The organism is Bacteroides mucinivorans, assembly GCF_034654355.2.
GTDB classification, from domain to species: Bacteria; Bacteroidota; Bacteroidia; order Bacteroidales; family Bacteroidaceae; genus Bacteroides; species Bacteroides nordii.
Window position 1 is genome coordinate 2,338,609 of sequence record NZ_CP178179.1, and the last position, 25,963, is coordinate 2,364,571.

Here is a 25,963-nt window from a genome sequence, read left to right on the forward strand (position 1 = left end):
TCTATGTTTTCTGAAGTTTTTGATGTATTTTTGCGCTCAAATAGCATGAATTATGAAAAATAGTTATATCTCATCATTCGCATTGGCGATTATTTTTTCTTCGTCTGTTGTGGCGCAAGATGTAGTCGGGACTGTGTCGAAAAACAGGACTAATGTAATAAAAGCTGATACACTGTTGACCATGAAACCTGATACGCTTTCGGAAGGACTTCAGCCTTATCTCTTTTTGAAATTGAATACTGAGACCAATAAACTGGATACAGTTTCTTATTTGTATCAAAAGTATATTGGAGAGTTAGATTATTTGAATGATCCTGCTGTGCCGGAACGTTATATTCCGGTTCATCCGAAATACTATCGTCTTTTTGTGCCGTTGGCATATTATTATTCTCCGATTGCATATTACTCTAAAATTGATTGGGAGATGCCTAAACTGGATTCTGTTTCTGTGGATTATTCTAATTGGTTACCTTATGATAAAGATCGTTTCACGACTTTGGAACGCGCCAACAAGATTGTTGACCAGTCATTGATGGGGGTTTACTTGAATGCTCCTCAGTTGGTTCGCACAACAGAAGATCGTATCAGAAGCCGAAAGGTGTTCCGTGAAGATGTGAAGCCTAAGGCAAAAACAGAGGTGCTTCGTTTGTTTGATAAAGAGCCGATGGATGTTGCAGTAGGAGAGGCTGAACTGAAAATCAGTAAACCTAACTGGTGGGTAACTGGTGGTAATGGCTCTTTGCAGATTACCCAAAACTATATTTCGGATAACTGGTATAAAGGAGGAGAAAGCAATAATGCATTGCTTGCCAATTTGAAACTGTTTGCTAATTACAATGACCGTGAGAAGGTGCAGTTTGAGAATATGCTGGAAGCTAAATTAGGATTCAACTCTACTCCGTCGGATAAGTACCATAAATATTTAGTGAATACAGACCAGCTTCGTTTGTATAGTAAACTGGGTATTCAGGCTGCTCATAACTGGTATTATACTGTTTCCGCTGAATTCAAAACTCAGTTTGCTAATGGTTATAAAGCCAATAGTGAAGAACTCGTTTCTGCTTTCTTTGCTCCGGCAGATCTGGCAGTCAGCATTGGTATGGATTATAAATTGAAGAAGAAGAAATTTAACTTCTCTCTGTTCTTGGCTCCTTTGACTTATAACCTCCGTTATATAGGTAACAGTGAAGTAAATGAAACAAAATTCGGTCTGGATGAAGGCAAATGTTCTAAAAATGATTTTGGTTCACAATTTCAGCCGACTCTGACCTGGACGATCATTCCTTCCGTGACTCTTGACTCTCGTTTAAATTACCTCACCAGTTACAAATGGGTGCGTATAGAGTGGGAAAATACAGTAAACTTTGTTCTGAACCGTTATCTGTCTACTAAACTTTATGTACATGCACGTTATGATGACAGTTCGAAACCAACTGAGGGAAGTAGCTATTTTCAAGTAAAGGAATTGCTCAGTTTTGGTATCAATTATCAATGGTAAGTTAACTTTTTGTAAGCATATTAACGAAGGGCGGCCATATAGGTCGCCCTTCGTTATTTATTGTGTGCGATAACAAAAAACGTAAAAATAACACTTTAACACATAGAAAAAACAGCCTAACGCTTCGTAGTTCACAAATAATGCTTAAATTTGCCGCAATTTGTAATGTTCAGTTTGCAAAATGGCTAATACAATAAAGCATCAAGGTATTGTGGAAAACATAAATGGTTCTCATCTTTCAGTGAGAATTATCCAGACATCAGCATGCTCGGCATGCAGTGTCAAAGGGCATTGTTCCTCTGCAGACAGTAAAGAGAAGGTTATCGACATTGTTGATCCTTCGGCATCTTCTTATCAGATTGGAGAACAGGTAATGGTGACCGGCGAAACCTCTATGGGGATGATGGCTGTTGCTTTGGCTTTCGTATTTCCTTTTGTACTTTTAATACTTTCCCTTTTCTTATTTATGGCAGTGATGAACGACGAGCTCTATGCGTCACTTACATCACTTGCTCTTCTTATTCCTTATTATTGTGTATTGTGGTTGAATAAGAACCGATTGAAACAGAAATTTTCATTTACTATAAAACCAATAAAATAACTAATTTATGAATTTGATTCTGATTGCAGTAATTTCATTGGGAGCCATTGCGCTGGTTTCAGCCGCTATTCTGTATGCCGCTTCCAAGAAATTTGCCGTGTATGAAGACCCGCGTATTGCCCAGGTGTCCGAAGTGTTGCCCCAAGCCAATTGCGGTGGATGTGGCTATCCGGGATGTAGTGGATTTGCTGACGCTTGTGTGAAAGCTGGTTCGCTCGAAGGTAAATTCTGTCCTGTAGGTGGACAGGATGTTATGACGCAAGTGGCCTCTATCCTCGGACTCGATGCCGGTGAAGCCGAACCAATGGTTGCGGTGGTGAGATGTAACGGAACCTGTGCTAATCGTCCTCGTACCAATCTGTACGACGGTGCAAAGAGCTGTGCGATAGCTGCTTCTCTTTATGGTGGAGAAACAGGTTGTAGTTTTGGATGTCTGGGATGTGGCGACTGTGTAGCTGTTTGCCAGTTCGATGCTATCCACATGAATCCGGAGACCGGGCTTCCGGAAGTAGATGAGGCAAAATGTACCGCTTGTGGTGCTTGTGTAAAAGCTTGTCCGAAAGCAATTATTGAAATCCGTCCGCAAGGTAAAAAGTCGCGTCGTGTGTATGTGTCTTGTGTTAATAAAGACAAGGGTGCAGTGGCACGCAAGGCTTGTACTGTTAGTTGTATCGGTTGTGGTAAATGTGTGAAGACTTGTCCGTTCGAAGCTATCACGCTCGAGAACAATCTGGCTTACATTGATCCCAATAAGTGTAAATCATGTCGTAAGTGTGTGGAAGTTTGTCCGCAAGGAACAATTATTGAGTTAAATTTCCCGCCGCGTAAACCAAAGGCTGAAGGGACTCTTGCAACAGAGGCTCCCAAAGCGGAGACTCCTAAAGCAGCTCCCGCAGCCGAAGCGTAAATAATAGAATAATAACAGATAAAATACAGAATTGTATGTTGAAGACATTTTCAATTGGTGGTGTTCATCCACAGGAAAATAAACTCTCAGCACATCAGCCCATCATTACAGCAGAGGTTCCGTCAAAAGCGGTAATTCTACTGGGCCAGCACATTGGTGCTCCGGCAAAGCCTGTTGTGGCTAAAGGTGACGTGGTGAAAGTGGGCACAAAGATTGCCGAGCCTGCTGGTTTTGTTTCGGCAGCTATTCATTCTTCTGTCAGCGGAAAGGTAACCAAAATTGACTCGATTGTTGATGCAAGCGGTTATGCCAAACCTGCCATTTTCATTGATGTAGAAGGAGACGAATGGGAAGAAAATATCGATCGTAGTGAAACACTGGTGAGAGAGTGCGAACTGAGCTCTGAAGAGATTGTAAAAAAGATAGCCGATGCAGGTATTGTTGGTTTGGGTGGTGCCTGTTTTCCTACACAGGTAAAATTGTGTCCTCCTCCTTCATTCAAGGCTGAATGTGTTATTATTAACGCAGTAGAGTGTGAACCTTATCTGACGGCCGACCATCAACTAATGCTGGAACATGCTGAAGAAATCATGGTAGGTGTTTCTATCCTGATGAAGGCTGTGAAGGTGAATAAGGCATTTATTGGTATCGAGAATAATAAACCTGACGCTATTGAACTGATGACCAAAATAGCTTCTGGTTATGCCGGCATTGAAGTAGTAGCTTTGAAAGTGCAATATCCGCAGGGAGGTGAAAAGCAATTGATTGATGCCGTTATCAAACGCCAGGTTGGGAGTGGAGCGCTTCCTATCTCTACCGGTGCTGTAGTGCAGAATGTGGGTACTGCTTTTGCTGTTTATCAGGCTGTGCAGAAAAATAAACCTTTGTTTGAGCGTGTTATTACCGTTACCGGTAAGTCGCTTGCCAAACCTTCTAACTTTATGGCACGTGTAGGTACACCGATGCGTCAGTTGATTGATGCTTGTGGTGGTTTACCCGAAGATACAGGTAAGGTAATCGGTGGTGGTCCGATGATGGGGAAAGCATTGGTTAATATTGACGTTCCTACTGCTAAAGGTAGTTCCGGTATTCTCATTATGAATCAGAAAGAAGCGAAGCGTGGCGAGATACAAAATTGTATTCGTTGTGCGAAGTGTGTAGGTGCTTGCCCGATGGGACTGGAACCTTATCTGCTTTCTGCATTGGCCGAAAACGGAGAATTTGAAAGAATGGAAACTGAGAGAATCATGGACTGTATTGAATGTGGCTCCTGTCAGTTCACTTGTCCGGCTTACCGTCCGTTGCTCGACTATTGTCGTTTAGGCAAAGGTAAGGTAGGGGCTATGATTCGTGCACGTCAAGCTAAAAAATAATGAAGTATGGAAAATAAATTTATAGTATCACTATCACCTCACGTTCATGGCGGAGACAGCATACAGAAGAATATGTATGGTGTACTAATTGCATTATTCCCTGCCTTTATCGTGTCGCTACTCTTTTTCGGGTTGGGTGCCCTTATTGTTACAGCTACTTCTGTGGTAGCCTGTGTCTTTTTTGAATGGGCTATCGGTAAGTACCTGCTGAAGAAAGAAACTACTACTATTTGTGACGGTTCGGCTATCATCACCGGTGTGTTGCTTGCCTTCAATCTTCCGTCTAACCTTCCTGTCTGGATTATCATTTTGGGTGCACTGTTTGCTATTGGTGTAGGCAAGATGTCATTCGGAGGTTTAGGTAATAACCCTTTTAATCCGGCATTGGCAGGACGTGTATTCCTATTGCTCTCATTCCCGGTGCAGATGACTACATGGCCGGTTGTAGGCCAGCTTACAGCTTATGCTGATGCTACTACGGGAGCTACTCCACTGGCTATTATGAAGGGGATTATCAATGGTGCTCCCGGTGTTTCACTGGATCAGCTTCCTGATGCTCTGACTCTTCTTATTGGTCAGAATGGCGGATGTTTGGGCGAAGTAAGTGCTGCTGCATTGCTACTCGGACTTATTTATATGTTGTGGAAGAAGATTATTACCTGGCACATTCCGGTATCTATTCTGGTTACTGTATTTGTGTTCTCCGGCATTATGCATTTGGTGAATCCGGCATTGTATGTATCTCCGGTTCTTCAATTACTTACCGGTGGTTTGATGTTGGGAGCTATCTTTATGGCAACGGATTATGTTACTTCTCCGATGAGTAAGAAAGGTATGTTGATTTATGGTGTATGTATCGGTCTGCTGACTGTCATTATCCGTTTGTTTGGTGCTTATCCTGAGGGTATGTCGTTCGCTATTTTGATTATGAATGCATTTACTCCGCTGATAAATACATATTGCAAACCTAAACGCTTTGGGGAGGTAGCGAAGAAAAAATGAAAAAATTAGAATCATCATTAAAGAATATGTTGCTGGTACTTACCGGGGTTACTGCTATTTCGGTGGCGTTACTGGCTTATGTAAATGAACTTACCAAAGGACCGATAGCCGAAGCCAATGCTAAGATATTGAGCGATGCTATTAGTGTTGTTGTACCTGCATTTGATAATGACCCTACTACAGAAGCTACCAAGCAAACTATAGATGGGGTTGAATATACTATTTATCCTGCTAAAAAAGACGGTCAGTGGGTAGGTGCTGCTGTAGAATCTACTACTATGGGCTTTGGTGGCGAACTGAAAGTTCTGGTAGGTTTTGATGCCGATGGTAAAATCTATGATTACTCTTTGCTGTCTCATGCAGAAACTCCGGGATTGGGCTCTAAAGCTGCTGACTGGTTTAAGGAAGGTGGCAAAGGAAGCATTAAAGGTATGAATCCGGGTGAAGCTCCGTTGAAAGTGAGTAAAGACGGTGGTCAGATAGATGCTATTACCGCTTCGACTATTACTTCACGTGCATTTCTTAATGCAGTGAATGCTGCCTATGCCGCTTACAAGGGCAATGATGACACCAACGGAACTACTGGTGCTACACAAAAAGTTGTTGAACCTGCTGAATCCATCAGTGCTAATTAAGAAAGGAGTATTAAGAAATGAATAACTTTAAAGTATTGATGAACGGGATTATCAAAGAGAATCCTACATTTGTGCTCCTGCTGGGTATGTGTCCTACGTTGGGAACTACCTCTTCTGCCATTAATGGTATGGGTATGGGACTGGCCACGATGTTTGTACTTATTTGTTCCAATGTCGTTATCTCGCTGATCAAAAATCTGATTCCCGATATGGTGCGTATTCCGTCCTTTATCGTAGTTATTGCATCCTTTGTGACTCTGTTGCAGATGGTGATGCAGGCTTATGTTCCGGGATTGTATGCCACACTGGGGCTTTTCATTCCGTTGATTGTTGTGAACTGTATTGTGTTAGGACGTGCCGAAGCTTTTGCAGCTAAGAATAACCCGGTATCCTCTTTGTTCGATGGTATTGGTATGGGCCTTGGTTTTACGTTTGCTTTGACTCTGCTGGGTGCTATGCGTGAATTCTTGGGTACTGGTAAAGTATTTGACTTTGCTATCTTCCCGGAAGAGTACGGTATGTTGGTATTTGTATTGGCTCCGGGTGCTTTCATTGCATTGGGATACCTTATTGCATTGATTAACAGTTTGAAGAAAAACTAAGAAAATTAAATTTAGTAGTTGGTGGCTGGTAGTTAGAATCCATCCGGCATAGTAACTGACATACTGCATAGATTCTATCTACTAACTACTGAATTCTAATTTATAATTTTTAATTAATAGGTTTATGGAATATATATTGATATTTATATCGGCAATCTTTGTAAACAACATCGTATTGTCACAGTTTCTGGGAATTTGCCCCTTCTTGGGGGTTTCCAAGAAAGTAGAAACTGCGTTAGGTATGAGTGCCGCAGTAGCATTTGTGCTTACCATTGCTACTATCGTAACCTTTCTGATTCAGAAGTTTGTACTCGATGCTTTCGGACTCGGTTATTTGCAGACTATTACTTTCATCCTGGTAATCGCCGCTTTGGTACAGATGGTAGAAATTATTTTAAAGAAAGTATCTCCTGCATTGTATCAGGCGCTGGGAGTATTTCTTCCCTTGATTACGACCAACTGTTGTATCCTGGGTGTTGCTATTTTGGTTATCCAGAAAGACTTTGATCTGTTGACGGGTGTTGTATATGCATTTTCTACAGCTCTTGGTTTCGGACTTGCTCTTGTGCTGTTTGCCGGTTTACGCGAACAGATGAGTCTAGTGAAGATTCCTGAAGGGATGAAAGGAACACCGATTGCTTTGATTACAGCAGGTTTGCTGGCTATGGCATTTATGGGATTCTCCGGAGTAGTGTAGTAGTTATAAGCTACTCATTATAAGTTACGGGCTACAGTTACGAATAATTAAATGTCTGTGTTTTATACACAGCTATTTATGGTTCGTGGCTTGTAGCTCGTAACTTTTTTATTTTGTGGTGATTTTTTTTGTACCAATCCTGCTTTTCTAAATTAATTTTTCTAAATTTGCAAACAGAACAAAAGGACAAAACCGAAAGAACTAACCAAGTATAAATATATGAAAGAAAGAATTTTAGTAACCGGTGGAACTGGTTATATCGGTTCTCACACTGTAGTAGAACTTCAAAACAGTGGATACGAAGTAATCATCATTGATAACCTCTCAAACTCAAATGCTGACGTAGTTGATAATATCGAGAAAGTATCTGGTATACGTCCCGTTTTTGAAAAACTTGACTGCTTGGATTTTAATGGCCTTGATGCCGTGTTTACCAAATATCCGGGTATTAAAGCAATCATTCATTTTGCAGCCAGCAAGGCAGTAGGCGAATCTGTTCAGAAGCCATTGCTTTACTACCGCAATAATCTTGTTTCTTTGATCAATCTGCTTGAATTGATGCCTAAGCATAATGTAGGTGGTATTGTATTTTCATCTTCTTGTACTGTTTATGGTCAGCCAGATGAACTTCCTGTAACAGAACAGGCTCCTATCAAGAAAGCTGAATCTCCTTATGGTAACACCAAGCAGATAAACGAAGAAATCGTTCGTGATACAGTAGCTTCCGGTGCACCGATCAATGCTATCCTGTTGCGTTATTTCAATCCGATAGGTGCGCATCCTACTGCATTGTTGGGTGAACTTCCTAACGGAGTTCCTCAAAACCTGATTCCTTATCTGACTCAAACTGCTATCGGTATTCGTAAGGAACTGAGCGTATTTGGTGACGATTATGATACTCCTGACGGTTCTTGTATCCGCGACTTTATCAATGTTGTAGACCTTGCCAAGGCGCACGTAATTGCTATTAAGCGTATTCTTGAGCAAAAACAAAAAGAGAAAGTAGAAGTATTCAATATTGGTACAGGTCGTGGCTTGTCTGTATTGGAGTTAATAAATGCTTTTGAAAAAGCTACCGGTGTGAAGTTGAACTATAAGATTGTAGGACGCCGTGCCGGTGATATCGAAAAAGTATGGGCTAACCCGGATTATGCAAATAAAGAACTGGGTTGGAAAGCTGTAGAAAGTATTGAAGATACTTTACGTTCTGCATGGAACTGGCAGCTGAAACTCCGTGAGAGAGGCATACAATAAAAAGAGTTTATGTTACATTAACATACAAGATATAAACAAATACATGAGTTATTTGTTTATATAGTGCAAATCGGCCTGAAGCCATTTATGTATATGTGAATATCCATACTCGGTACATATGCCTCCCCGGCATAGACAGGTAAGATTGCATAGTAGTTTTGTCGTGTTTTATTTTGTGTTTGTGTTGTGACGGTACTACGACGTGAGTCGTGGTACCGTTTTATGTTATATCCTATCTTATTTAGTTTTGATATTTCTTTTTTTCTTACCTTTGTAAGCATTACTTTTATGAATACGACATGTATCTGACACTTTTTCTCAATTTTGTAAAAATAGGGATGTTTACCATAGGAGGAGGATATGCAATGATTCCTCTTATCGAACGCGAGATAGTGAAGCGGCAATGGATGACTAAGGAAGATTTTATGCAGATGTTTGCTATTACACAATCTTTGCCGGGAGTCTTTGCTGTTAATATATCAATCTTTGTTGGTTATAGATTGAGAGGCTTCTGGGGAAGTTTAGTTTGTGCTTTGGGTACTATTTTGCCTTCATTTGTTATTATCCTGATTATTGCTTTGTTTTTTGATAAGTTTCAGGATAATCCATATGTTATCAGAATATTCAATGGTATTCGTCCGGCTGTTGTGGCATTGATACTGGTACCTTGTCTTTCGGCTATAAAGGCTATTCGCATGGGATATATGGAGTTGATTGCTCCGGCAATAGGTACGGTATTGATATGGAAAGCCGGTGTATCGCCGGTATATATTGTGTTGGCCGGCATCGTTGGGGGATTGGTATATACACTGTGGCTAAAAGATAAATTGAAAGGAAGAAGCGTATGATTTACTGGCAACTGATATGTGTTTATCTGAAAATTGGAGTATTTGGGTTTGGTGGTGGATATGCAATGCTCTCTCTTATTCAGTTTGAGATAGTAGAGCGTTATCATTGGTTGACGCTTCAACAGTTTACAGATGTAGTAGCAATCTCGCAAATGACTCCTGGTCCAATCGGCATAAACAGTGCAACTTACATAGGTTATACGGTAACAGGTAATATATGGGGTGCCGTTATTGCTACTGTAGCGGTCTGTCTGCCCTCTTTTCTGATGGTATTGTTTATCTCTTATTTCTTTGTGAAATTCAAAAACAACAAATATGTCAATGCCGCCATGTCGGGGTTGCTTCCTATGTCTGTAGCTTTGATTGGGGCGGCTGCTTTGTTATTGATGAATAAGGATAACTTTATTGATTACAAAAGTATCCTGATCTTTGTTGCAGTCTTTTTGCTGACCTGGAAATATAAGGTTCATCCGATTCTGATGATTCTATTGGCGGGAGTAATGGGATTTATTCTGTATTGAAGGATTCAGAATAAAAAAAATAAGGAACGCAGACTGTACACCTGCGTTCCTTATTTTTTTTATTCAAAGTTTATAGTTTTCCTTTAAATACAAAACTTCGTTCGCCAAAGTTAATATCCGGTATTGCGATATCCGGAGCAAACAATCCAAAGACTGATGACCCCGAACCACTCATAGCGGCATATATCGCTCCATTTTTATACAATTCTTCTTTTATTTCTCCAATAACAGGATATTGCGGGAATACACTTGCTTCAAAATCATTCACCATTTGTTCTTTCCATTCACTGACGGGATGAGTTATAATTTCTTTTAATGAATATTCCGGTTCATGAGGCCTGACCAGTGAGAAGGCTTCCCGGGTGGAAACGAAGATATCCGGTTTGACCAACAGAATCTGATAACCCTTTAAAGAGAGTGAAAGAGGGGAGAAGATATTTCCTATTCCTTCTGCATAAGTTGGGGTATTTTTTATAAAAAAAGCACAGTCGGCTCCTAATGTAGCTGCATATTCCTCTAATTTTTCATCTGTTAGCTTCAATTCAAATCGTTCATTCAAGAGTTTTAACATGAAAGCTGCATCTGAGGATCCTCCCCCCAAGCCGGCACCCGATGGAATATGTTTGTATAAATGAATATCTACCGGAGGGAGATCGAATTCTTTATCCAATAATAAATAGGCTTTTACCACAAGGTTGTCTTCTGCATTTCCTGCTATTTCCATACCAGCCTGATGCAAAGCAAACTTCTTATCTGTACTATTATTTAGCACATGGATTTCCAATGCATCTTCTATAGGTACAGGGTAGAAGACGGTTTCCAGATTATGATATCCGTCCGGACGCTTTGCTGTAATATTTAGTCCCAGGTTTATTTTGGCATTTGGAAATGTGATCATCTTTTTATTTACGATTTATTCCCTGCAGTTATGACTCTCATTGGAGGGTAATAACATAGGTACGTTTACGATGTTTATGAATGACGATGCAAAGTTAGCAAATTCTTCATTATTATATTCTATGTTTTAATCTGTTGAGGAATTAATTTCTTACAAGTAAAGGATAAGATACTCTTGTGTTGTACACTATGTATTCTTTTAATTGAAAGAGTACGTATTTAATGTTGACTTAAAATGCATATTAACAGTGTGTTAAGTACGTACTTTTACACCTCAAAAGTACGTACTTCTTTATTGCTTGATTTTCACTCTGATAAGATATTATAAAGGGTGTGTAAACCAGAAAGAAGAACCTGTATCTTCTGTTGATTCTACTCCTATTTCTCCTCCCATTTGTGAACGATTACTTTATTATTTTTATAGACAATTTGCATCTGGAGGTAACCCATGGGCATATGGCGGTATAAGTTGTTGAGATCTTGCCGCTCCTCTCTTGCTTTTTGCTCGGATTTACGCAGTTCAATACAGATGCTGATAATGTTTGCCAAAGAGGTAAACCATTGGTAATCTGCATTGCTCCAGTTACGATATCGTTTAACGATATCTATACCCATATATCCCCATACTCCTTTTTTTGATAAGAGTGGGACTACCATGAGTGATTTTATATTTTGTGGTTCTAAAATATTCCTGTCATATTCAGCTTCCGGAGGCATATCATCGAGTGTGTTCAGAATGATTGCCTTTTTGCTTAATATTTGTTGGCTCCACCACGAAGTCTGGTTAATGGGGAGGTCTTGAAGAAATTCTTGTTCCTTTGAAACATTTTCCGCTGTCACTTCATAAATGCAACTTTGTATGTTTTTCTCCGGAAGTATTTCGAAAATATAAGTCCGGTCTCCATTAAATTGCATTAGTATATCTTTCAGTATTTTCTGCACTGTTTCGGAGATATCATCTGTTTGCAAAAATGAAAATAGAGAATGGGATATACTGATTTGACGATAGAGTAATTTATTAAGCTCATCTCTTGTGGATAGTTTCTTTTCATTGACTTCAATATCATCAAGGCATCTTATGTAACCAAAAGATTTTAGATTATCTTGCTCAATATTCTTGTTGAATTCCATTTTAGATAATACCCAGGTTATTCCATATTTAGTATAAAGAGGGAAGATCAGTTCATAGGTACGCTGATTTTTAAGAGTCATAGATGCCTCTTTCAATTTGTCCCGGTAGTCTTCGTGAACAAGATTATGAAGATCTTTGAATTCAATAGTATCACTTTCGAGATCCAAAAGGTCTACTATAAATTCTGATAAAGTGTATCTTTGGTTTTTAAAGTCTGCTTCCCACCATCCAATTTGTGCCATGGAGGTTAATCTGAGAAGTTTATCGGAATTCAGATTTGACATATCTTCCTGTTGTCTGTAGATTTAAACACAAATATAGATAATACTTTCGGATCTTATTAAGATTCATATGTGATAAAACACTATAAATCGTAAAGTTATCTTCATCAGAAGATGCTATTTGTGACTTTTCTTAGAAGAATACTACGAATATCTTCGCGGATAGCGGAAAAGGATAGCCAATAATGCAAAAGTCCCCATTGTAAACGGGTAATACAAATTGCCTACAATGCTGATCGGAGAGATTTTTGCGAGCCCTGCTGCCATGAGTAATTGTGCTCCGTAGGGGATGATGCCTTGTATGAAACATGAAAATGTATCGAGGATACTGGCTGTTTTTCTACGATCTAAGTTGAACCTTCCGGCAATGTCTTTGGCAATAGGTCCGGTAGTGATGATAGCAATTGTATTGTTGGCTGTACAGAGGTTGGCTATACTGACCAGGGCGGCGATACTAAGTTCTGCTCCACGCTTGCCATTGACATGGCGGGTTAACTTTCCAATGATAAAATCAATTCCTCCGTTATAACGGATTGTTTCGAGCATACCACCTGCAAGTAGGGTGATGATGATAAGTTCGCCCATCCCGGTTATACCGTTTCCCATTGCTCCAAACCAGTCGAATATACCGAAGCTTCCCGTAGCAAGTCCTATGATGGCTGTGGAGATGATGCCTAACAAGAGAACGATCATCACGTTGATACCTGCTATGGCTGTACCCAATACGACAAGATAAGGGATGACTTTGAGCCATTCGATATCTTGTACCTGGGGAGGAGCGGTGATTGATAACCCTTGAACAATATAGATAATCAGCACAATAAGTGCAGCAGGTACAACGATCATTGAGTTTACGCGAAATTTGTCACGCATCACGCAACCTTGTGTTTTGGTGGAAGCAATGGTGGTGTCGGAAATAAAGGACAGGTTATCACCAAAAAAGGAACCACCTACAACGATAGCTACCATAAACGGAATATCTATGCCGGTTTTCAGTGCCAGGCCAGTGGCAACAGGGGTAAGAGCTACAATCGTTCCCACACTGGTTCCGATAGAAAGGGAGATGAAACAGGAAGCTATAAAGATGCCTGCCAATAACAAATTGTCGGGAAGAATGTGTAAAGTGAGGTTTACTGTTGCATCAATGGCTCCCATCTCTTTCGCGCTTTGTGCGAAAGCCCCGGCCAGGATAAAGATCCAGATCATCAGCATAATATTCTTATTGGAGGCTCCTACAGAGAACTGATAGACCCGTTGATCCAGCTTTAAACCACGTGTGATGGCGATAGCGTAACAGGAAGATACCAGAAAAGCTACTGTAATAGGGACTTTATAGAAATCATTGACTATAATGGAGGTTACCAGATAGAGGCACAGGAAAACAAATAGCGGGCTGAGTGCCCACCAGCCGGAGATATGCTTACTATTCTTTTCTTCGTTCATTTATATAGGGTTGTACTTGTTTTGGGATCGCAAAGATAATAATTAGTAGTTAAGAATGGGAGTAATAGGGGTTAGAATATAGTAGTTGGAATATAGTAGCCGGTAGTCAGAATCTATACAGCGTGTTTATGATTTACATACTAATATAGATTTAACTACCGGCTCTTTTATTCTAACTCCTAACTTCTATCTTCTAACTACTATCTTCTAACTTCTGATTTAAAGCGTTACTCCTGTCTTGAATATAGCGATTTCGCGATATCCTTTCTTCTCGTTGTTTACAAATTCACCACTTGCAACTTTGATAATATAGTCAATGAAACGTTCGCAAGTCTTTTCCATTGGTTCATTTTCAACGATAACGCCTGCATTAAAATCAATCCATCCCGGCTTGTTTTTAGCTAAAGTTGAGTTGGTAGAGATTTTCATAGTAGGTACGTAGGTACCAAATGGAGTGCCGCGACCGGTAGTAAACAACACTATATGGCAACCACAGGAAGCAAGGGCAGTGGCTGCTACCAGATCATTGCCTGGTGCAGAAAGCAAGTTGAGACCTTTCACCTGTAAGCGTTCTCCGTATGGTAATACACCTTCTACATAACTCTTACCACATTTCTGTGTACATCCCAGTGCTTTATCTTCCAGTGTAGAAATACCTCCGGCTTTATTTCCCGGTGAGGGGTTTTCTCCTACAGGTTCACCATGTGAGAGGAAGTATTCTTTAAAATCATTAATTAGTTTAACGGTTTCCTGAAATAACTCTTTGTTGTGACAACGGTTCATCAGAATTGTTTCGGCACCGAACATTTCAGGGACTTCAGTTAATACACTTGTACCACCTTGTGCTATAAGGAAGTCTGAGAACATGCCTAACAATGGATTGGCTGTAATGCCGGAGAAACCATCAGAACCACCACATTTTAAGCCTACACGCAGTTCTGACAAAGGAACTTCGGTACGCTCGTCTTTAGAAGCCTTAGCGTAAAGTTCGCGCAGGATTGCCATACCTTCTTCGTATTCGTCACCCACTTTCTGAGTAACCATAAACTTCACACGATCCTGGTCATAGTCACCTAAAAATTCGCGGAATACATCCGGTTGATTGTTTTCACATCCCAATCCCACAATAAGCACTGCACCTGCATTGGGATGAAGTACCATATCGCGAAGGATTTTCTTTGTATTTTCGTGGTCATCACCCAATTGCGAACAACCGTAGTTGTGTGGAAAAGCTACGATGGCATCCACGCCTTCACCTTCCGTTTCACGGCGTAAACCTTCGGCCAACTGATTGATAATACCATTGACGCAGCCTACAGTAGGAATAATCCATATCTCATTACGTACACCTACATCGCCATTTTTACGACGATATCCTTTGAAGGTCAGATCTTTCTTTGGAATATCGAGTGATACCTCTACCGGATTATAAGTATATTCCAGAAGTCCGGCCAGGTTGGTCTTTATATTATTTTCATTCATCCAATCACCCTGCTTCTTTACCATTTTGGCATGCCCGATAGGATAACCGTATTTGATGACGTCCTCTCCTTCGGCAAAGTTTTTCAAGGCAAATTTATGCCCGGCCGGAACATCTTCGTTCAGGATTATCTCAATGCCATCCACTGAAAGTTTCTCTCCTGCGGGTAGGTTAACGATAGCTACGGCTACGTTGTCAGCTGGGTTGATTTTTAGATACTTTGTTTCCATGATGCTTATTTATATTTACTATTTTACGATTGAAGAACCTTCTTTATTTATTGCTGTAATAGTCAATTGTTTCTACTGTCAACAGATCAATAGGCATATAGTTAATGCAATTTACCTCTTTTTTGAAAATAAGATGATCGCATAATGCCTTGATACCGTTGTATCCTTGTAGTTCCGGTTGCTGTGCTATAAGGAAATACACGCTTCCTTGTTTCAGGCAGGCTACATTTCGCTCCAGAAGGTCATAACCGATCAGGTTGAAATTATTTTTTTCCCGGGTTTGCAGATATTCTCCTACAATGTACACTTTCGAATTAAATGTGATTCCGTTGCGCACAGTAGGATGCTCCCGGAAGAAGTTGTCCAACATAAGAGCATCTTCATCATTACGTTCGGCATGAAGGTCCAGTTCTAATATATTACATGCAGGGTGATGTTCCTTCATATATTGTCTGAATCCTTTTTCTCTGTTCTCCTGCTGATTGGACCCTACGATACCTTCATGTATTTTGCGGAAGATGACGATCTCTTTTTCAGCTCCAGCCAGTAACATCAGCATGCGTGCAGCAAAGTATCCGCTTTGGCGTGAGTTTTGTCCGAAGAAAGCCAGTGGGGGTATATCCTTAATATTTGAATCTATATATATATAAGGTATATCCAGTTCTGTTAATTGCCCGGTGAAAATCCGGGTATATTCGCGTACGGTAGGTGCCACCATCACTCCATCCGGATGCTGTGCTATAATAGCATCACTTGCGTTAACGAATGACTGGTAATCATAAGGATCATAATAGGTGGTTTTTACTGTAGTATTGAAATCGGAATAGGTACTAAGTGCCTTACTGATACCTTTTTCTACATCTGTCCAGTATTCCCCTTCTAAATGTTGAGGGAGGAGACATGCAAAAGAATACTTTTTATTGGAAGCTAATGCACTTGCATACATATTGGGCTGATAGTCCAACTGTTTTAGGATCTCTTCAACGCGTTTCCGACTTGATTCGGAAACTCCGCTACGTCCATGAATGACGCGGTCTACTGTTCCTACTGATACATCGGCCAGACGGGCGATATCTTTGATTCTGATTCTATCAGGCAACTTATTCATATTTACGATTTGACTGTTTGCGATTTACGATTGAAAAGACATCAGACTTATGGTTGAATGAACGAAGTTTTATCAATCGTAAATCGTAAATGATCAAATCGTAAATCAATATTGTGCTCGTACACAATAATAATATTAATATTTTCGACACAAATATATAACAATTTTTGTAATTACGAAAATTGTTGTATCTTTGTGCCCGCACACGAAAGCTATGTGACGTACATTTATTGTTTGTATATATGTCATAGTATCAGTGTGTTAAGCTGCAAAATGGGCTTATAATGATAAATTGAAACTTAATAATATTAATTACTTATTTCATTAAAACATAGAATTATGGGAAAGAAAGTCGTTACGTTAGGCGAAATCATGCTTAGATTATCAACTCCAGGTAACACTCGTTTTGTTCAATCTGACTCTTTTGATGTAGTATACGGTGGTGGAGAAGCCAACGTTGCAGTGAGCTGTGCAAACTATGGCCACGATGCATACTTCGTATCAAAATTGCCTAAACACGAAATCGGTCAGTCTGCTGTAAATGCATTGCGTAAATATGGTGTAAAGACAGACTTTATTGCCCGTGGTGGTGATCGCGTAGGTATCTATTATCTTGAAACAGGGGCTTCTATGCGTCCAAGTAAAGTAATCTATGACCGTGCTCATTCTTCTATCGCTGAAGCTGATGCTGCTGATTTTGATTTTGATGCTATTATGGAAGGTGCTGACTGGTTCCACTGGTCTGGTATCACTCCGGCTATCTCTGATAAAGCTGCTGAACTGACTCGTTTGGCTTGTGAGGCTGCAAAACGTCATGGCGTAACAGTTTCTGTAGACTTGAATTTCCGTAAGAAACTATGGACTAAAGAAAAAGCACAGTCTATCATGAAGCCGTTAATGAAATATGTAGATGTATGTATTGGTAATGAAGAAGATGCAGAACTCTGTCTGGGTTTCAAGCCGGATGCTGATGTTGAAGCAGGACATACGGATGCTGAAGGTTACAAAGGTATCTTCCAGCAGATGATGAAAGAGTTTGGATTCAAATATGTAATTTCTACATTGCGTGAGTCTTTCTCTGCTACACATAACGGTTGGAAAGCTATGATTTACAATGGTCAGGAGTTCTATACTTCAAAGCGTTATGATATTGATCCTATCATCGACCGTGTAGGTGGTGGTGACTCATTCTCCGGAGGTATCATCCATGGTTTGATGACGAAACCGAACCAGGGTGAGGCTCTTGAATTTGCTGTTGCTGCTTCTGCATTGAAACACACTATCAATGGTGACTTCAACCTTGTATCAGTAGAAGAGGTAGAAGCGCTGGCAGGAGGTGATGCAAGCGGACGCGTGCAAAGATAAAGAGATTGACTATTGGACAATTTACTATTTACTATTTAATGTCAGGGCTAATGACCGCAGAGGAAATGAAAATGAGGCTGAAAAATTTGGCCGTACGTGTTATTAAATTAGTAGATAAATTACCTAATACTCCTGCTGGCCGAGCAATTGGCAATCAGATTATTCGTTCGGGAACATCGCCTGCTGCAAATTATAGAGCTGCATGTTTGGGTAAGTCAGATAAAGACTTTTTGAATAAACTGAAAATAGTGGAGGAAGAGTTAGATGAAACATTATATTGGTTGGAGCTGATTATGGAAATTCAAATGATAAAGTCAGATTTATTGTCTGCTTTATATGAAGAGAATAAAGAACTACTTAAAATTATAGTTAGTTCTATAACAACAATGAAAGCCAAACTCAATAAATAGTAAATTGTCTGATGTGCAAAACATTTAAATAGTAAATAGTAAATCGTCAAATTGTAAATAAGAAGATGGCAAAATTTGATAAAATAGCGGTTCTGAACAAGATTGGTTCAACCGGCATGGTTCCTGTATTCTACCATAAAGATGCAGAAATTGCAAAAAAAGTAGTAAAAGCTTGTTATGAAGGTGGTGTTCGTGCTTTCGAATTCACGAATCGTGGTGACTTTGCTCATGAAGTATTTGCTGAAATAGTGAAATTTGCAGCAAAGGAATGTCCGGAAATGGCTATGGGTATTGGCTCTATTGTTGATCCGGCTACAGCTGCACTGTATATTCAGTTAGGTGCTAACTTCGTAGTAGGTCCGTTGTTCAACCCTGAAATCGCTAAGATCTGTAACCGTCGTCTGGTAGCTTATACTCCGGGATGTGGTTCGGTATCAGAAGTAGGTTTCGCACAGGAGGTAGGTTGTGATCTTTGCAAAGTATTCCCGGGTGATGTATATGGTCCTAATTTTGTAAAAGGTCTGATGGCTCCGATGTCATGGTCTAAATTAATGGTGACCGGCGGAGTTGAGCCGACTAAAGAAAATCTGACTGCCTGGATTAAGGCTGGCGTATTCTGCGTAGGTATGGGTTCTAAACTCTTCCCGAAAGATAAAGTAGCTGCCGAAGATTGGGCTTATGTTACAGCTAAATGTGCTGAAGCATTGGGTTACATTGCTGAGGCTCGTAAATAAAGAAAAAATTTACGATTAGACAATTTACAGTTTATAATTGGGGTTACTTCAATCATAGAATCGTAAATCGTTCAATCGTAAATCTAAAATATGCCTCTAAGGGTTAGTTAGTTTAGTTAGTTGAGGCATATTTTTTTCATTTTGTTTAAAGGTGTTTAAAGGGGACAGCCATCGGAATGACATTGTTAGTGAATCATTCCGGTGGCTTGTTTTTATTATGTTTATTTCTTCACCAGTTTCTTCAGCAAGCGGGTTGCTGTGAATGATTGGCGATGGAAGATAAATACTGGTATGGCTGCACCTACTACCAGGGCAAAAAGCACGAAGATAGTGGTAGCTCCGTTGTGGCAAAACTCCACCAGGTATTTTAATGAAGCGGTGTCATCTTTTGTTTGCATGAATTGAGTTAATGCAAGAATACTCTTATAAGCAAACATTCCCGGAATCATAGGGAGTAAAGATGGGAACGAAAAAACTTCTGCCGGGCAATGAATGGCTTTTGCAAACGGGATAGCCAGCAGACCGATAGAGAAGGCGGCGAAGAACGAAGCCGTTGCAATCTCCAAAGGCATAGCAGTGTGCATAAGGAAATAACGCAATCCGTGACCTATGGCGGCCAGTAAAGCGGATATTAATATGGCTTTACGGGGTGGATTGGATATAATGGCAAACCCGATAGCAGCAATAGCGGCAAAGGCCCCATCTTGTATGATCTCTGTGATAAACTGTGCTGTCATAAGGCGCTGATTCCGGTTAATAAAAGAGTCATTGACAGACCTATCGCTATACAAATGATAAGCAGACAAGCGTTGATAAATCTCGAAGTCCCTGCCAATACATGCCCGTCGATAATGTCCATGATGGAGTTAATCAATGGCACCCCCGGAATAAGGTAGAGAACACTTGTACCCAGTGCCATATCGGGAGTATTGCCCCAATGCATCAGATAGCCTGTACTGCCAATCATTGAAGCCACGAAAGCGGAGATTATAAATACCGCCAGATGGTTCCAGTGATGTTCCATCAGTAGGGTACGGACAAAGAAACCTACCAGAGTGGCTGCAAATACAATTCCCATCGAAGTAAAGTCTCCCTGAAACAAGCGGCAAAAGGATGCATTGGCAAATGCAACAAGGATTAGTACCAGCCATTTGCTCTCGCGTGGCTTGCTGACAATGTCCAGATAACGGCGTTGCAATTCCGGCAATGAAAGGCGCTCATCATAAGCTTGCCAGCTAAGGGTACTAAGCTTTGAATTGATGGCAAAGTTCAATCCCATAGGCTTTATTTTGTTCACAGTACTGTATGAATGTGAATTGTCGGCGTCACGCAATGTCATAATGATCGTTTTCTGAAAGATCGTCATATCGCAGAGGAACCCGAATGATTCGGCTATACGCGCGGTGTTGCGTACAATACGTGAAGTTTGTACTCCTACAGCCATAAGGCTGGTAGAGTACTCCGACAGGAATTTAGAAAGCTCTTTTAATTCTTGATGGATATCCATGGGGGTGTTTTAACGTGCTAATTGATTCTTTACAATCCGGGTTATGATAAGTGTAATAATGTACAATACCGCGAAACCTACAATTCCGAAGATGAATGGTTTTTGTTCTTCAAATGTTCTGCGTACAGGTGTTGTAGCTACTGTGCCGGTGGTATAGGTGGTAACAGTTTGTATTGCCTCTTGAGATGTTGCGGTTGCCTGGCAACTGTCTGTGTTGGAAGTTTCTTCCACTTGTTCTCCTGATAACATAAATCTTTTCTCCTTATTAAATCTTTAAATCTAAAATAACACAATTGTTTCTCTGCAAAGAGAGTTAGGTCCCTGATGTCTATAACACAGTTCTTAGATTTTAGTTTAATTCCGGCTAAATATCGATTGTTTCAAGATGAAAAAGCGCTATTTCGGCGGCAAAGGTAATCAAAAAAACAGTAGACAAAAGAGAGAAGAGAATTTCTTTTGGATAAGTTTTCGGTTCATTTCTGTATCAACCGGAAGCTTATTTTTTTCTGTGTCTGAAAAAGTAGATCGGAAGGAATATCAGTAATATCCAGAGAAGGCTGATAAGAGGCAGGTAGCGATTATAAAGGTATTCACCATCTTCAGGGATATGATTCATAAGGCATTGTAAACAGTGACAATGGATGTTGGAATCATTGTGTGAAATAAGGCATAGGCAAAATGTAACAATACCGATTATGAGAAATAACAAAAGGATTGTCAAGTTTCTGCGATAATGTGTTCGTTTGGAAGTTGGTTTTGAGATAAGAACCATTGTTTTGTTATTATTTATCGTTGCAAAGTTACGTGTGAAACAAAGAAAGGACAATACCTAAATATGATGAATCCTCTTAGAACAATACTTATTTATGGGTATAAGCTTATCAGGTGAATTCTTATTTACTTGTTTTCCTGAACCAATTCAGGATATGAAATGTTTCCTTTTTAAATAGAGATCTGTTTTTCATAACAGGCTAAAATAGAATATAATAATGGTACACAATCACGAACATCATTCGCATGAGCACGTACATCAGTTATCGTCGCTTAATAAATCGTTCATTATAGGAATTACGCTCAATATACTTTTTGTCCTTGTTGAGTTCGGCATCGGTTTTTATTATGATTCTTTGGGTTTGCTTTCCGATGCCGGACACAACTTGGGAGATGTAGCGAGCCTTGTGCTCGCTATGCTTGCTTTTCGTTTGGCAAAAGTACATCCTAATAGTCGCTATACGTATGGTTATAAAAAGAGTACGGTATTGGTTTCTCTGCTCAATGCTGTAATTCTATTGGTTGCTGTAGGTATCATTATTACCGAAAGTATAGGCAAGCTACTTCATCCTACTCCTGTAGAGGGTGCTGCTATTGCCTGGACAGCCGGGGCAGGCGTTGTAATAAACGCTGTCACTGCCTGGCTTTTCATGAAAGATAAAGAGAAAGATCTGAATGTAAAGGGAGCATATCTGCATATGGCTGCTGATACGCTGGTCTCTGTAGGAGTAGTGATTTCGGGTATTATCATCATGTATACCGGCTGGACCATTGTCGATCCGGTTATCGGGCTGGTTATCGCAGTTATTATCGTTATATCTACCTGGAGGTTGTTGCATGACAGTCTTCGGCTTTCATTGGATGGAGTACCTGTAGGAATAGATACGGAGAAAATAGAACAGCTTATACTTTCACAACCCGGCGTTGTGGGGTATCATCATCTTCATATCTGGGCGTTGAGTACCACTGAAACTGCATTGACTGTACATATTGTATTGGATGAAATGAATCATATGGAGGAAGCTAAGCATCTCATCAGGCGTGTATTAGAGGATGCGGGCATTCATCATATTACGCTTGAGTTTGAGTGTGAAGGTGCCACCTGCGACGAAGAAACTTGTTGATTGAGGCTTTTTTACGTACCTTTGCCGCCCTAAACTAACAAACCCTTTAAAACCTATGCTTACTGATTTATTGAACTCCTCTTATTTTGCACTTTTTCTGATTGTTGCTTTAGGCTTCATGTTGGGAAGAATCAAGATCAAGGGGCTATCGCTCGATGTATCGGCGGTCATTTTTATTGCTTTACTTTTCGGACATTTTGGTGTAATTATCCCCAAAGAGTTGGGTAACTTCGGATTGGTACTTTTTATATTTACGATTGGTATCCAGGCCGGTCCCGGATTTTTTGATTCTTTCCGAAGCAAAGGAAAGACCCTGATTCTTATTACGATGCTCATTATCTGTTCGGCTTCGCTTACGGCTGTAGGGCTGAAGTATGCTTTTGATATTGATACCCCGAGTGTTGTGGGACTGATTGCCGGTGCACTGACCAGTACTCCGGGGCTTGCTGTAGCTATTGACAGTACAAATTCTCCGATGGCCTCCATTGCTTATGGTATTGCTTATCCGTTCGGTGTTATCGGAGTTATCTTGTTTGTGAAACTGCTTCCTAAGATCATGCGGGTGAACCTCGACCAGGAGGCACGCCGTCTCGAAATAGAACGTCGCGGACAATTTCCTGAATTGGGAACCTGTATTTATCGCGTCACCAATCCAAGTGTGTTCGGTCGTAGCCTGATGCAAATCAATGCCCGTGCAATGACCGGAGCTGTTATTTCCCGGCTGAAGCACGACGAAGAAATTTCGATCCCTACTGCCCACACGGTGCTTCGTGAAGGAGATTATATTCAGGCTGTGGGGAGTGATGAGTCTTTGAATCAGCTTGCCGTGTTGATTGGTAAGCGTGAAGAGGGTGAACTCCCATTGGATAAGACTCAAGAGATTGAGTCGTTGCTGCTCACTAAGAAAGATATGATAAACAAACAGTTGGGCGACTTGAATCTGCAACGCAACTTTGGTTGTACGGTGACCCGTGTTCGCCGAAGTGGTATTGACCTTTCTCCGTCACCGGATCTTGCGCTGAAGTTTGGTGATAAGTTAATGGTGGTAGGCGAGAAAGAAGGTATACAGGGAGTGGCGCGTTTGTTGGGCAATGATGCCAAAAAGCTGTCGGATACCGATTTCTTTCCTATTGCGATGGGGATCGTACTTGGCGTATTATTTGGAAAGCTCAATATATCCTTCCCCGGTGGATTGTCTTTCTCTCCGGGATTGACGGGTGGTGTACTGATAGTGGCTCTGGTGCTTAGTGCAGTAGGTAAAACCGGACCAATCCTTTGGTCAATGTCCGGACCTGCCAATCAATTATTGCGCCAATTAGGGTTGTTGCTCTTTCTTGCTGAAGTCGGTACCTCTGCCGGAAAGACTCTTGTAGCTACTTTCCAGGAGAGCGGATTGCTGATGTTCGGGGTAGGGGCAGCTATTACAATAGTGCCTATGCTGGTAGCCGTACTCGTAGGCAGGCTGGTTTTCAAAATTAATGTACTCGACTTATTGGGAACCATAACCGGAGGCATGACCAGTACACCGGGGCTTGCTGCTGCCGACTCAATGGTAGACAGTAATATCCCAAGTGTGGCTTATGCTACGGTTTATCCGATTGCAATGGTATTTCTTATTCTCTTTATACAGATTATATCAACGGTTGTATATTAATGAAGACGCTTTTTCTTATAAGCATTGTGTTTACGCTTTCTGCTTTGTCCGTATCCGGGCAAAGTATTGAAAGGCGTGTGACACCTCCTGCGGGATATGTTCGTGAAGCCTGTGATCTCCATTCGTTTACAGCATATTTGCGGACACTGTCTTTATTACCGGCAGGGAGTAAAGTGTTGCTTTACAACGGGCAGGTGAAGCGGAACCAGGCTGCGGCTTACGCTGTGATCGATATGGAGATCGGTAATCGTGACTTGCAGCAGTGTGCTGACGCTGTGATACGATTGCGTGCTGAATATTTGTGGGCACAGAAACGATATGATGAGATAAAGTTTAACTTCACCAGTGGTTTCCCTGCCGAATATAAAAAGTGGGCAGAGGGTAATCGTATTAAAGTAAACGGAAACAAGGTACAGTGGTATGCCGCAACTGCTCCCGATTATTCTTATAAGACTTTCCGCAAATATCTGGATATAGTATTTATGTATGCCGGTACGGCTTCCTTGTCAAAAGAGCTTGTTGCTGTTCCTTATGCCTCTTTGTCTCCCGGTGATGTATTTATACAAGGCGGTTCTCCCGGGCATGCTGTTATTGTGATGGATGTGGCGGTGAATCCGCAAACCCGGAAAAAAGTATATCTGCTGGCACAAAGCTATATGCCTGCGCAGCAGATACATTTATTGGTTAATCCTCAAAATCGTTCACTCTCTCCGTGGTACGAACTTTCATCCGAAACTACCGGCAAACTCTATACCCCCGAATGGGTCTTCAATAAGAGTGATTTAAAACGTTTTATCTCCGGAAACGAATAAAAAGCTCCGGAGTTTAAAATATCTTATTCGTTCTAAAGTAATTAACTACCTGGTCCAGAGCTTTTGCATAACGATCCAGATTCTGATCGGACAAAGGATAGTCTTTTGCAGGAAGCACAGGGAATACTTTTACCGGGAAGTCCGTAGCGTCATAAGCTTTACCGCAGATCATGGTAAATGCTTTACCGTCTACCGGCTGATAGAAAGGCGACAGGCTTTCTTTTCCGTTGCGTCTGGGTTCGGCAGCCCGTAAAAAGTCGGTATCACCTTCGTAGAAACCGAGTTGCTGAAGCCAGTAATTTGTTTGCAAAGACATTGCCAGTATACATTTTATGGAAGGATTCTCCGACAAAATCCATTTGATGTGTTCGATGCCTTTTTGTGCTTTTTCTTCGGGTATGAAAGTTCTTTTTCCTTTGGGAGCCGGTTCTACATCATCGTTGCACAAATTGGTGATGTACACATCTTCGGGAGTTAACTGATGATCGGTGAGTCTCATTACATAGTTGAAGAGATTGCGTGACTCCACGTTTCTACTGCGCTCTCCGTGATCTTCCGGAAATCCGCGAAAATAATAATCGGCAAACATAGCGTACTTTGCTACGGTTTCCGACCACTGCAAGTTTGAATCTTCTCCTATCACAAGTATCCTGGGGGTATTTATCGCTTTCCAGTCTTTCGTTCTCATTGTAGTTTTATTATTAAATAAATATGATACGACAAATGTACTGTTAATCTGTTAATATCCGTTGAGAAACGCATGAAAAGTTTTCATAGGGCCTTCCCGGCCGGGGAGGTACGACAGGCGATAGTACATTGAAACACAGGTGAGCGCAAATTCTCGCAAAGTGTCTCATAGAGGAACGTATGAAGTCTCGGTGTGTAAGATTGTTTTAGATGTACATGTAAAGCAGTACGACATGTACATGTGGAACGGTACGACATGTGCATGTGGAACAGCACGACATGTACATGTAAAACAGTAATACATGTCGAGAAAAGGAACATTCCTTTCTGAGAAAAACAAAGTACGATACCGGATAAACGTAATGATACTGTTTAGGGGGACCCTTGGAA

26 protein-coding genes are annotated in these 25,963 nt (G+C 40.8%); 17 read left to right on the forward strand and 9 right to left on the reverse strand.

Translation table 11 applies throughout. The annotated features are described in order from the left end of the window. Window positions 1-52: 52 nt before the first annotated feature. From VCM39_RS08525 to VCM39_RS08575, 11 genes are all read left to right on the forward strand, one after another. A complete protein-coding gene (locus VCM39_RS08525; RefSeq protein WP_289291967.1) occupies window positions 53-1,498 on the forward strand; it encodes a DUF3078 domain-containing protein in 1,446 nt (481 codons plus the stop codon). A gap of 181 nt (window positions 1,499-1,679) precedes the next feature. After that, window positions 1,680-2,099 carry a SoxR reducing system RseC family protein gene (locus VCM39_RS08530; RefSeq protein WP_289291965.1) on the forward strand — a complete coding sequence of 140 codons (420 nt, stop codon included), beginning with the start codon at window positions 1,680-1,682 and terminating at the stop codon, window positions 2,097-2,099. A gap of 7 nt (window positions 2,100-2,106) precedes the next feature. Further along, a complete protein-coding gene (locus tag VCM39_RS08535) occupies window positions 2,107-3,006 on the forward strand; it encodes a Fe-S cluster domain-containing protein (RefSeq protein ID WP_322933076.1) in 900 nt (299 codons plus the stop codon). Between the two features lie 35 nt (window positions 3,007-3,041). Continuing rightward, entirely contained in the window at window positions 3,042-4,379 is a 1,338-nt protein-coding gene (rsxC, locus tag VCM39_RS08540; protein ID WP_322933075.1) for an electron transport complex subunit RsxC, read from the forward strand. Window positions 4,380-4,385: 6 nt separating this feature from the next. Further along, window positions 4,386-5,381: an RnfABCDGE type electron transport complex subunit D gene (locus VCM39_RS08545; RefSeq protein WP_221649940.1), complete on the forward strand. Its 996-nt coding sequence runs from the start codon at window positions 4,386-4,388 to the stop codon at window positions 5,379-5,381. After that, window positions 5,378-6,016, forward strand: coding sequence for an RnfABCDGE type electron transport complex subunit G (locus VCM39_RS08550; RefSeq protein ID WP_221649941.1), 639 nt, complete (start codon window positions 5,378-5,380; stop codon window positions 6,014-6,016). Before VCM39_RS08545 ends, VCM39_RS08550 begins: the two co-directional genes overlap by 4 nt. A 17-nt stretch (window positions 6,017-6,033) precedes the next feature. Further along, the gene (gene rsxE, locus VCM39_RS08555) at window positions 6,034-6,618 is read left to right on the forward strand and encodes an electron transport complex subunit RsxE (RefSeq protein ID WP_221649942.1); all 585 of its coding nucleotides are present in this window, start codon (window positions 6,034-6,036) and stop codon (window positions 6,616-6,618) included. A 124-nt stretch (window positions 6,619-6,742) separates the two neighbouring features. Further along, window positions 6,743-7,315, forward strand: coding sequence for an electron transport complex subunit RsxA (gene rsxA, locus VCM39_RS08560; RefSeq protein WP_002562594.1), 573 nt, complete (start codon window positions 6,743-6,745; stop codon window positions 7,313-7,315). A gap of 219 nt (window positions 7,316-7,534) precedes the next feature. Beyond that, window positions 7,535-8,569 carry a UDP-glucose 4-epimerase GalE gene (galE, locus tag VCM39_RS08565; RefSeq protein WP_221649943.1) on the forward strand — a complete coding sequence of 345 codons (1,035 nt, stop codon included), beginning with the start codon at window positions 7,535-7,537 and terminating at the stop codon, window positions 8,567-8,569. A 338-nt stretch (window positions 8,570-8,907) separates the two neighbouring features. Next, complete coding sequence (locus tag VCM39_RS08570; protein WP_413544834.1) at window positions 8,908-9,417, forward strand: chromate transporter; 510 nt, start codon at window positions 8,908-8,910, stop codon at window positions 9,415-9,417. Continuing rightward, entirely contained in the window at window positions 9,414-9,938 is a 525-nt protein-coding gene (locus VCM39_RS08575; protein WP_322933074.1) for a chromate transporter, read from the forward strand. Before VCM39_RS08570 ends, VCM39_RS08575 begins: the two co-directional genes overlap by 4 nt. A 70-nt stretch (window positions 9,939-10,008) precedes the next feature. Here VCM39_RS08575 and ispE read toward each other — a convergent pair whose 3' ends face one another. From ispE to VCM39_RS08600, 5 genes are all read right to left on the reverse strand, one after another. Continuing rightward, window positions 10,009-10,836 (reverse strand): 4-(cytidine 5'-diphospho)-2-C-methyl-D-erythritol kinase, encoded by an 828-nt coding sequence (gene ispE / locus VCM39_RS08580; protein ID WP_322933073.1) that lies wholly within the window; start codon window positions 10,834-10,836, stop codon window positions 10,009-10,011. Window positions 10,837-11,213: 377 nt separating this feature from the next. Continuing rightward, window positions 11,214-12,251, reverse strand: coding sequence for a GAF domain-containing protein (locus VCM39_RS08585; RefSeq protein ID WP_413544835.1), 1,038 nt, complete (start codon window positions 12,249-12,251; stop codon window positions 11,214-11,216). Between the two features lie 141 nt (window positions 12,252-12,392). Continuing rightward, complete coding sequence (locus tag VCM39_RS08590; RefSeq protein ID WP_322933071.1) at window positions 12,393-13,691, reverse strand: Na+/H+ antiporter NhaC family protein; 1,299 nt, start codon at window positions 13,689-13,691, stop codon at window positions 12,393-12,395. 219 nt (window positions 13,692-13,910) lie between these two features. Beyond that, the gene (locus VCM39_RS08595; RefSeq protein ID WP_322933070.1) at window positions 13,911-15,401 is read right to left on the reverse strand and encodes an altronate dehydratase family protein; all 1,491 of its coding nucleotides are present in this window, start codon (window positions 15,399-15,401) and stop codon (window positions 13,911-13,913) included. Between the two features lie 43 nt (window positions 15,402-15,444). Beyond that, window positions 15,445-16,509, reverse strand: a complete 1,065-nt coding sequence (locus tag VCM39_RS08600) for a LacI family DNA-binding transcriptional regulator (RefSeq protein WP_221649949.1) — start codon at window positions 16,507-16,509, stop codon at window positions 15,445-15,447. A 339-nt stretch (window positions 16,510-16,848) separates the two neighbouring features. Here VCM39_RS08600 and VCM39_RS08605 point away from each other — a divergent pair, with 339 nt between their 5' ends. The 3 genes from VCM39_RS08605 (at window position 16,849) to VCM39_RS08615 (ending at window position 19,018) form a co-directional block, all read left to right on the forward strand. Then, a complete protein-coding gene (locus VCM39_RS08605; protein WP_002559795.1) occupies window positions 16,849-17,874 on the forward strand; it encodes a sugar kinase in 1,026 nt (341 codons plus the stop codon). A gap of 50 nt (window positions 17,875-17,924) precedes the next feature. Beyond that, window positions 17,925-18,284, forward strand: coding sequence for a four helix bundle protein (locus VCM39_RS08610; protein WP_251236999.1), 360 nt, complete (start codon window positions 17,925-17,927; stop codon window positions 18,282-18,284). A gap of 65 nt (window positions 18,285-18,349) precedes the next feature. After that, the gene (locus VCM39_RS08615; protein WP_002559797.1) at window positions 18,350-19,018 is read left to right on the forward strand and encodes a bifunctional 4-hydroxy-2-oxoglutarate aldolase/2-dehydro-3-deoxy-phosphogluconate aldolase; all 669 of its coding nucleotides are present in this window, start codon (window positions 18,350-18,352) and stop codon (window positions 19,016-19,018) included. A gap of 221 nt (window positions 19,019-19,239) precedes the next feature. Here the strand turns inward: VCM39_RS08615 and VCM39_RS08620 are convergent, their stop codons facing one another. Genes VCM39_RS08620 through VCM39_RS08630 form a run of 3 tightly spaced genes read right to left on the reverse strand, consistent with a single transcriptional unit; the run spans window position 19,240 to window position 20,774 of the window. Continuing rightward, window positions 19,240-19,755: a threonine/serine exporter family protein gene (locus tag VCM39_RS08620; protein WP_025867131.1), complete on the reverse strand. Its 516-nt coding sequence runs from the start codon at window positions 19,753-19,755 to the stop codon at window positions 19,240-19,242. Beyond that, window positions 19,752-20,525, reverse strand: a complete 774-nt coding sequence (locus VCM39_RS08625; protein WP_195348755.1) for a threonine/serine exporter family protein — start codon at window positions 20,523-20,525, stop codon at window positions 19,752-19,754. Before VCM39_RS08625 ends, VCM39_RS08620 begins: the two co-directional genes overlap by 4 nt. 9 nt (window positions 20,526-20,534) lie before the next feature. Beyond that, window positions 20,535-20,774 (reverse strand): hypothetical protein, encoded by a 240-nt coding sequence (locus VCM39_RS08630; RefSeq protein WP_025867132.1) that lies wholly within the window; start codon window positions 20,772-20,774, stop codon window positions 20,535-20,537. A gap of 740 nt (window positions 20,775-21,514) precedes the next feature. Here VCM39_RS08630 and VCM39_RS08635 point away from each other — a divergent pair. Genes VCM39_RS08635 through VCM39_RS08645 form a run of 3 tightly spaced genes read left to right on the forward strand, consistent with a single transcriptional unit; the run spans window position 21,515 to window position 24,886 of the window. Beyond that, the gene (locus VCM39_RS08635; protein ID WP_322933069.1) at window positions 21,515-22,420 is read left to right on the forward strand and encodes a cation diffusion facilitator family transporter; all 906 of its coding nucleotides are present in this window, start codon (window positions 21,515-21,517) and stop codon (window positions 22,418-22,420) included. Between the two features lie 55 nt (window positions 22,421-22,475). Beyond that, window positions 22,476-24,074 carry an aspartate:alanine exchanger family transporter gene (locus tag VCM39_RS08640; protein WP_002559802.1) on the forward strand — a complete coding sequence of 533 codons (1,599 nt, stop codon included), beginning with the start codon at window positions 22,476-22,478 and terminating at the stop codon, window positions 24,072-24,074. Next, complete coding sequence (locus VCM39_RS08645; RefSeq protein ID WP_322933068.1) at window positions 24,074-24,886, forward strand: DUF4846 domain-containing protein; 813 nt, start codon at window positions 24,074-24,076, stop codon at window positions 24,884-24,886. Before VCM39_RS08640 ends, VCM39_RS08645 begins: the two co-directional genes overlap by 1 nt. A gap of 13 nt (window positions 24,887-24,899) precedes the next feature. Here VCM39_RS08645 and VCM39_RS08650 read toward each other — a convergent pair whose 3' ends face one another. Continuing rightward, window positions 24,900-25,574 carry a hypothetical protein gene (locus VCM39_RS08650; protein ID WP_320997476.1) on the reverse strand — a complete coding sequence of 225 codons (675 nt, stop codon included), beginning with the start codon at window positions 25,572-25,574 and terminating at the stop codon, window positions 24,900-24,902. Window positions 25,575-25,963: the final 389 nt, after the last annotated feature.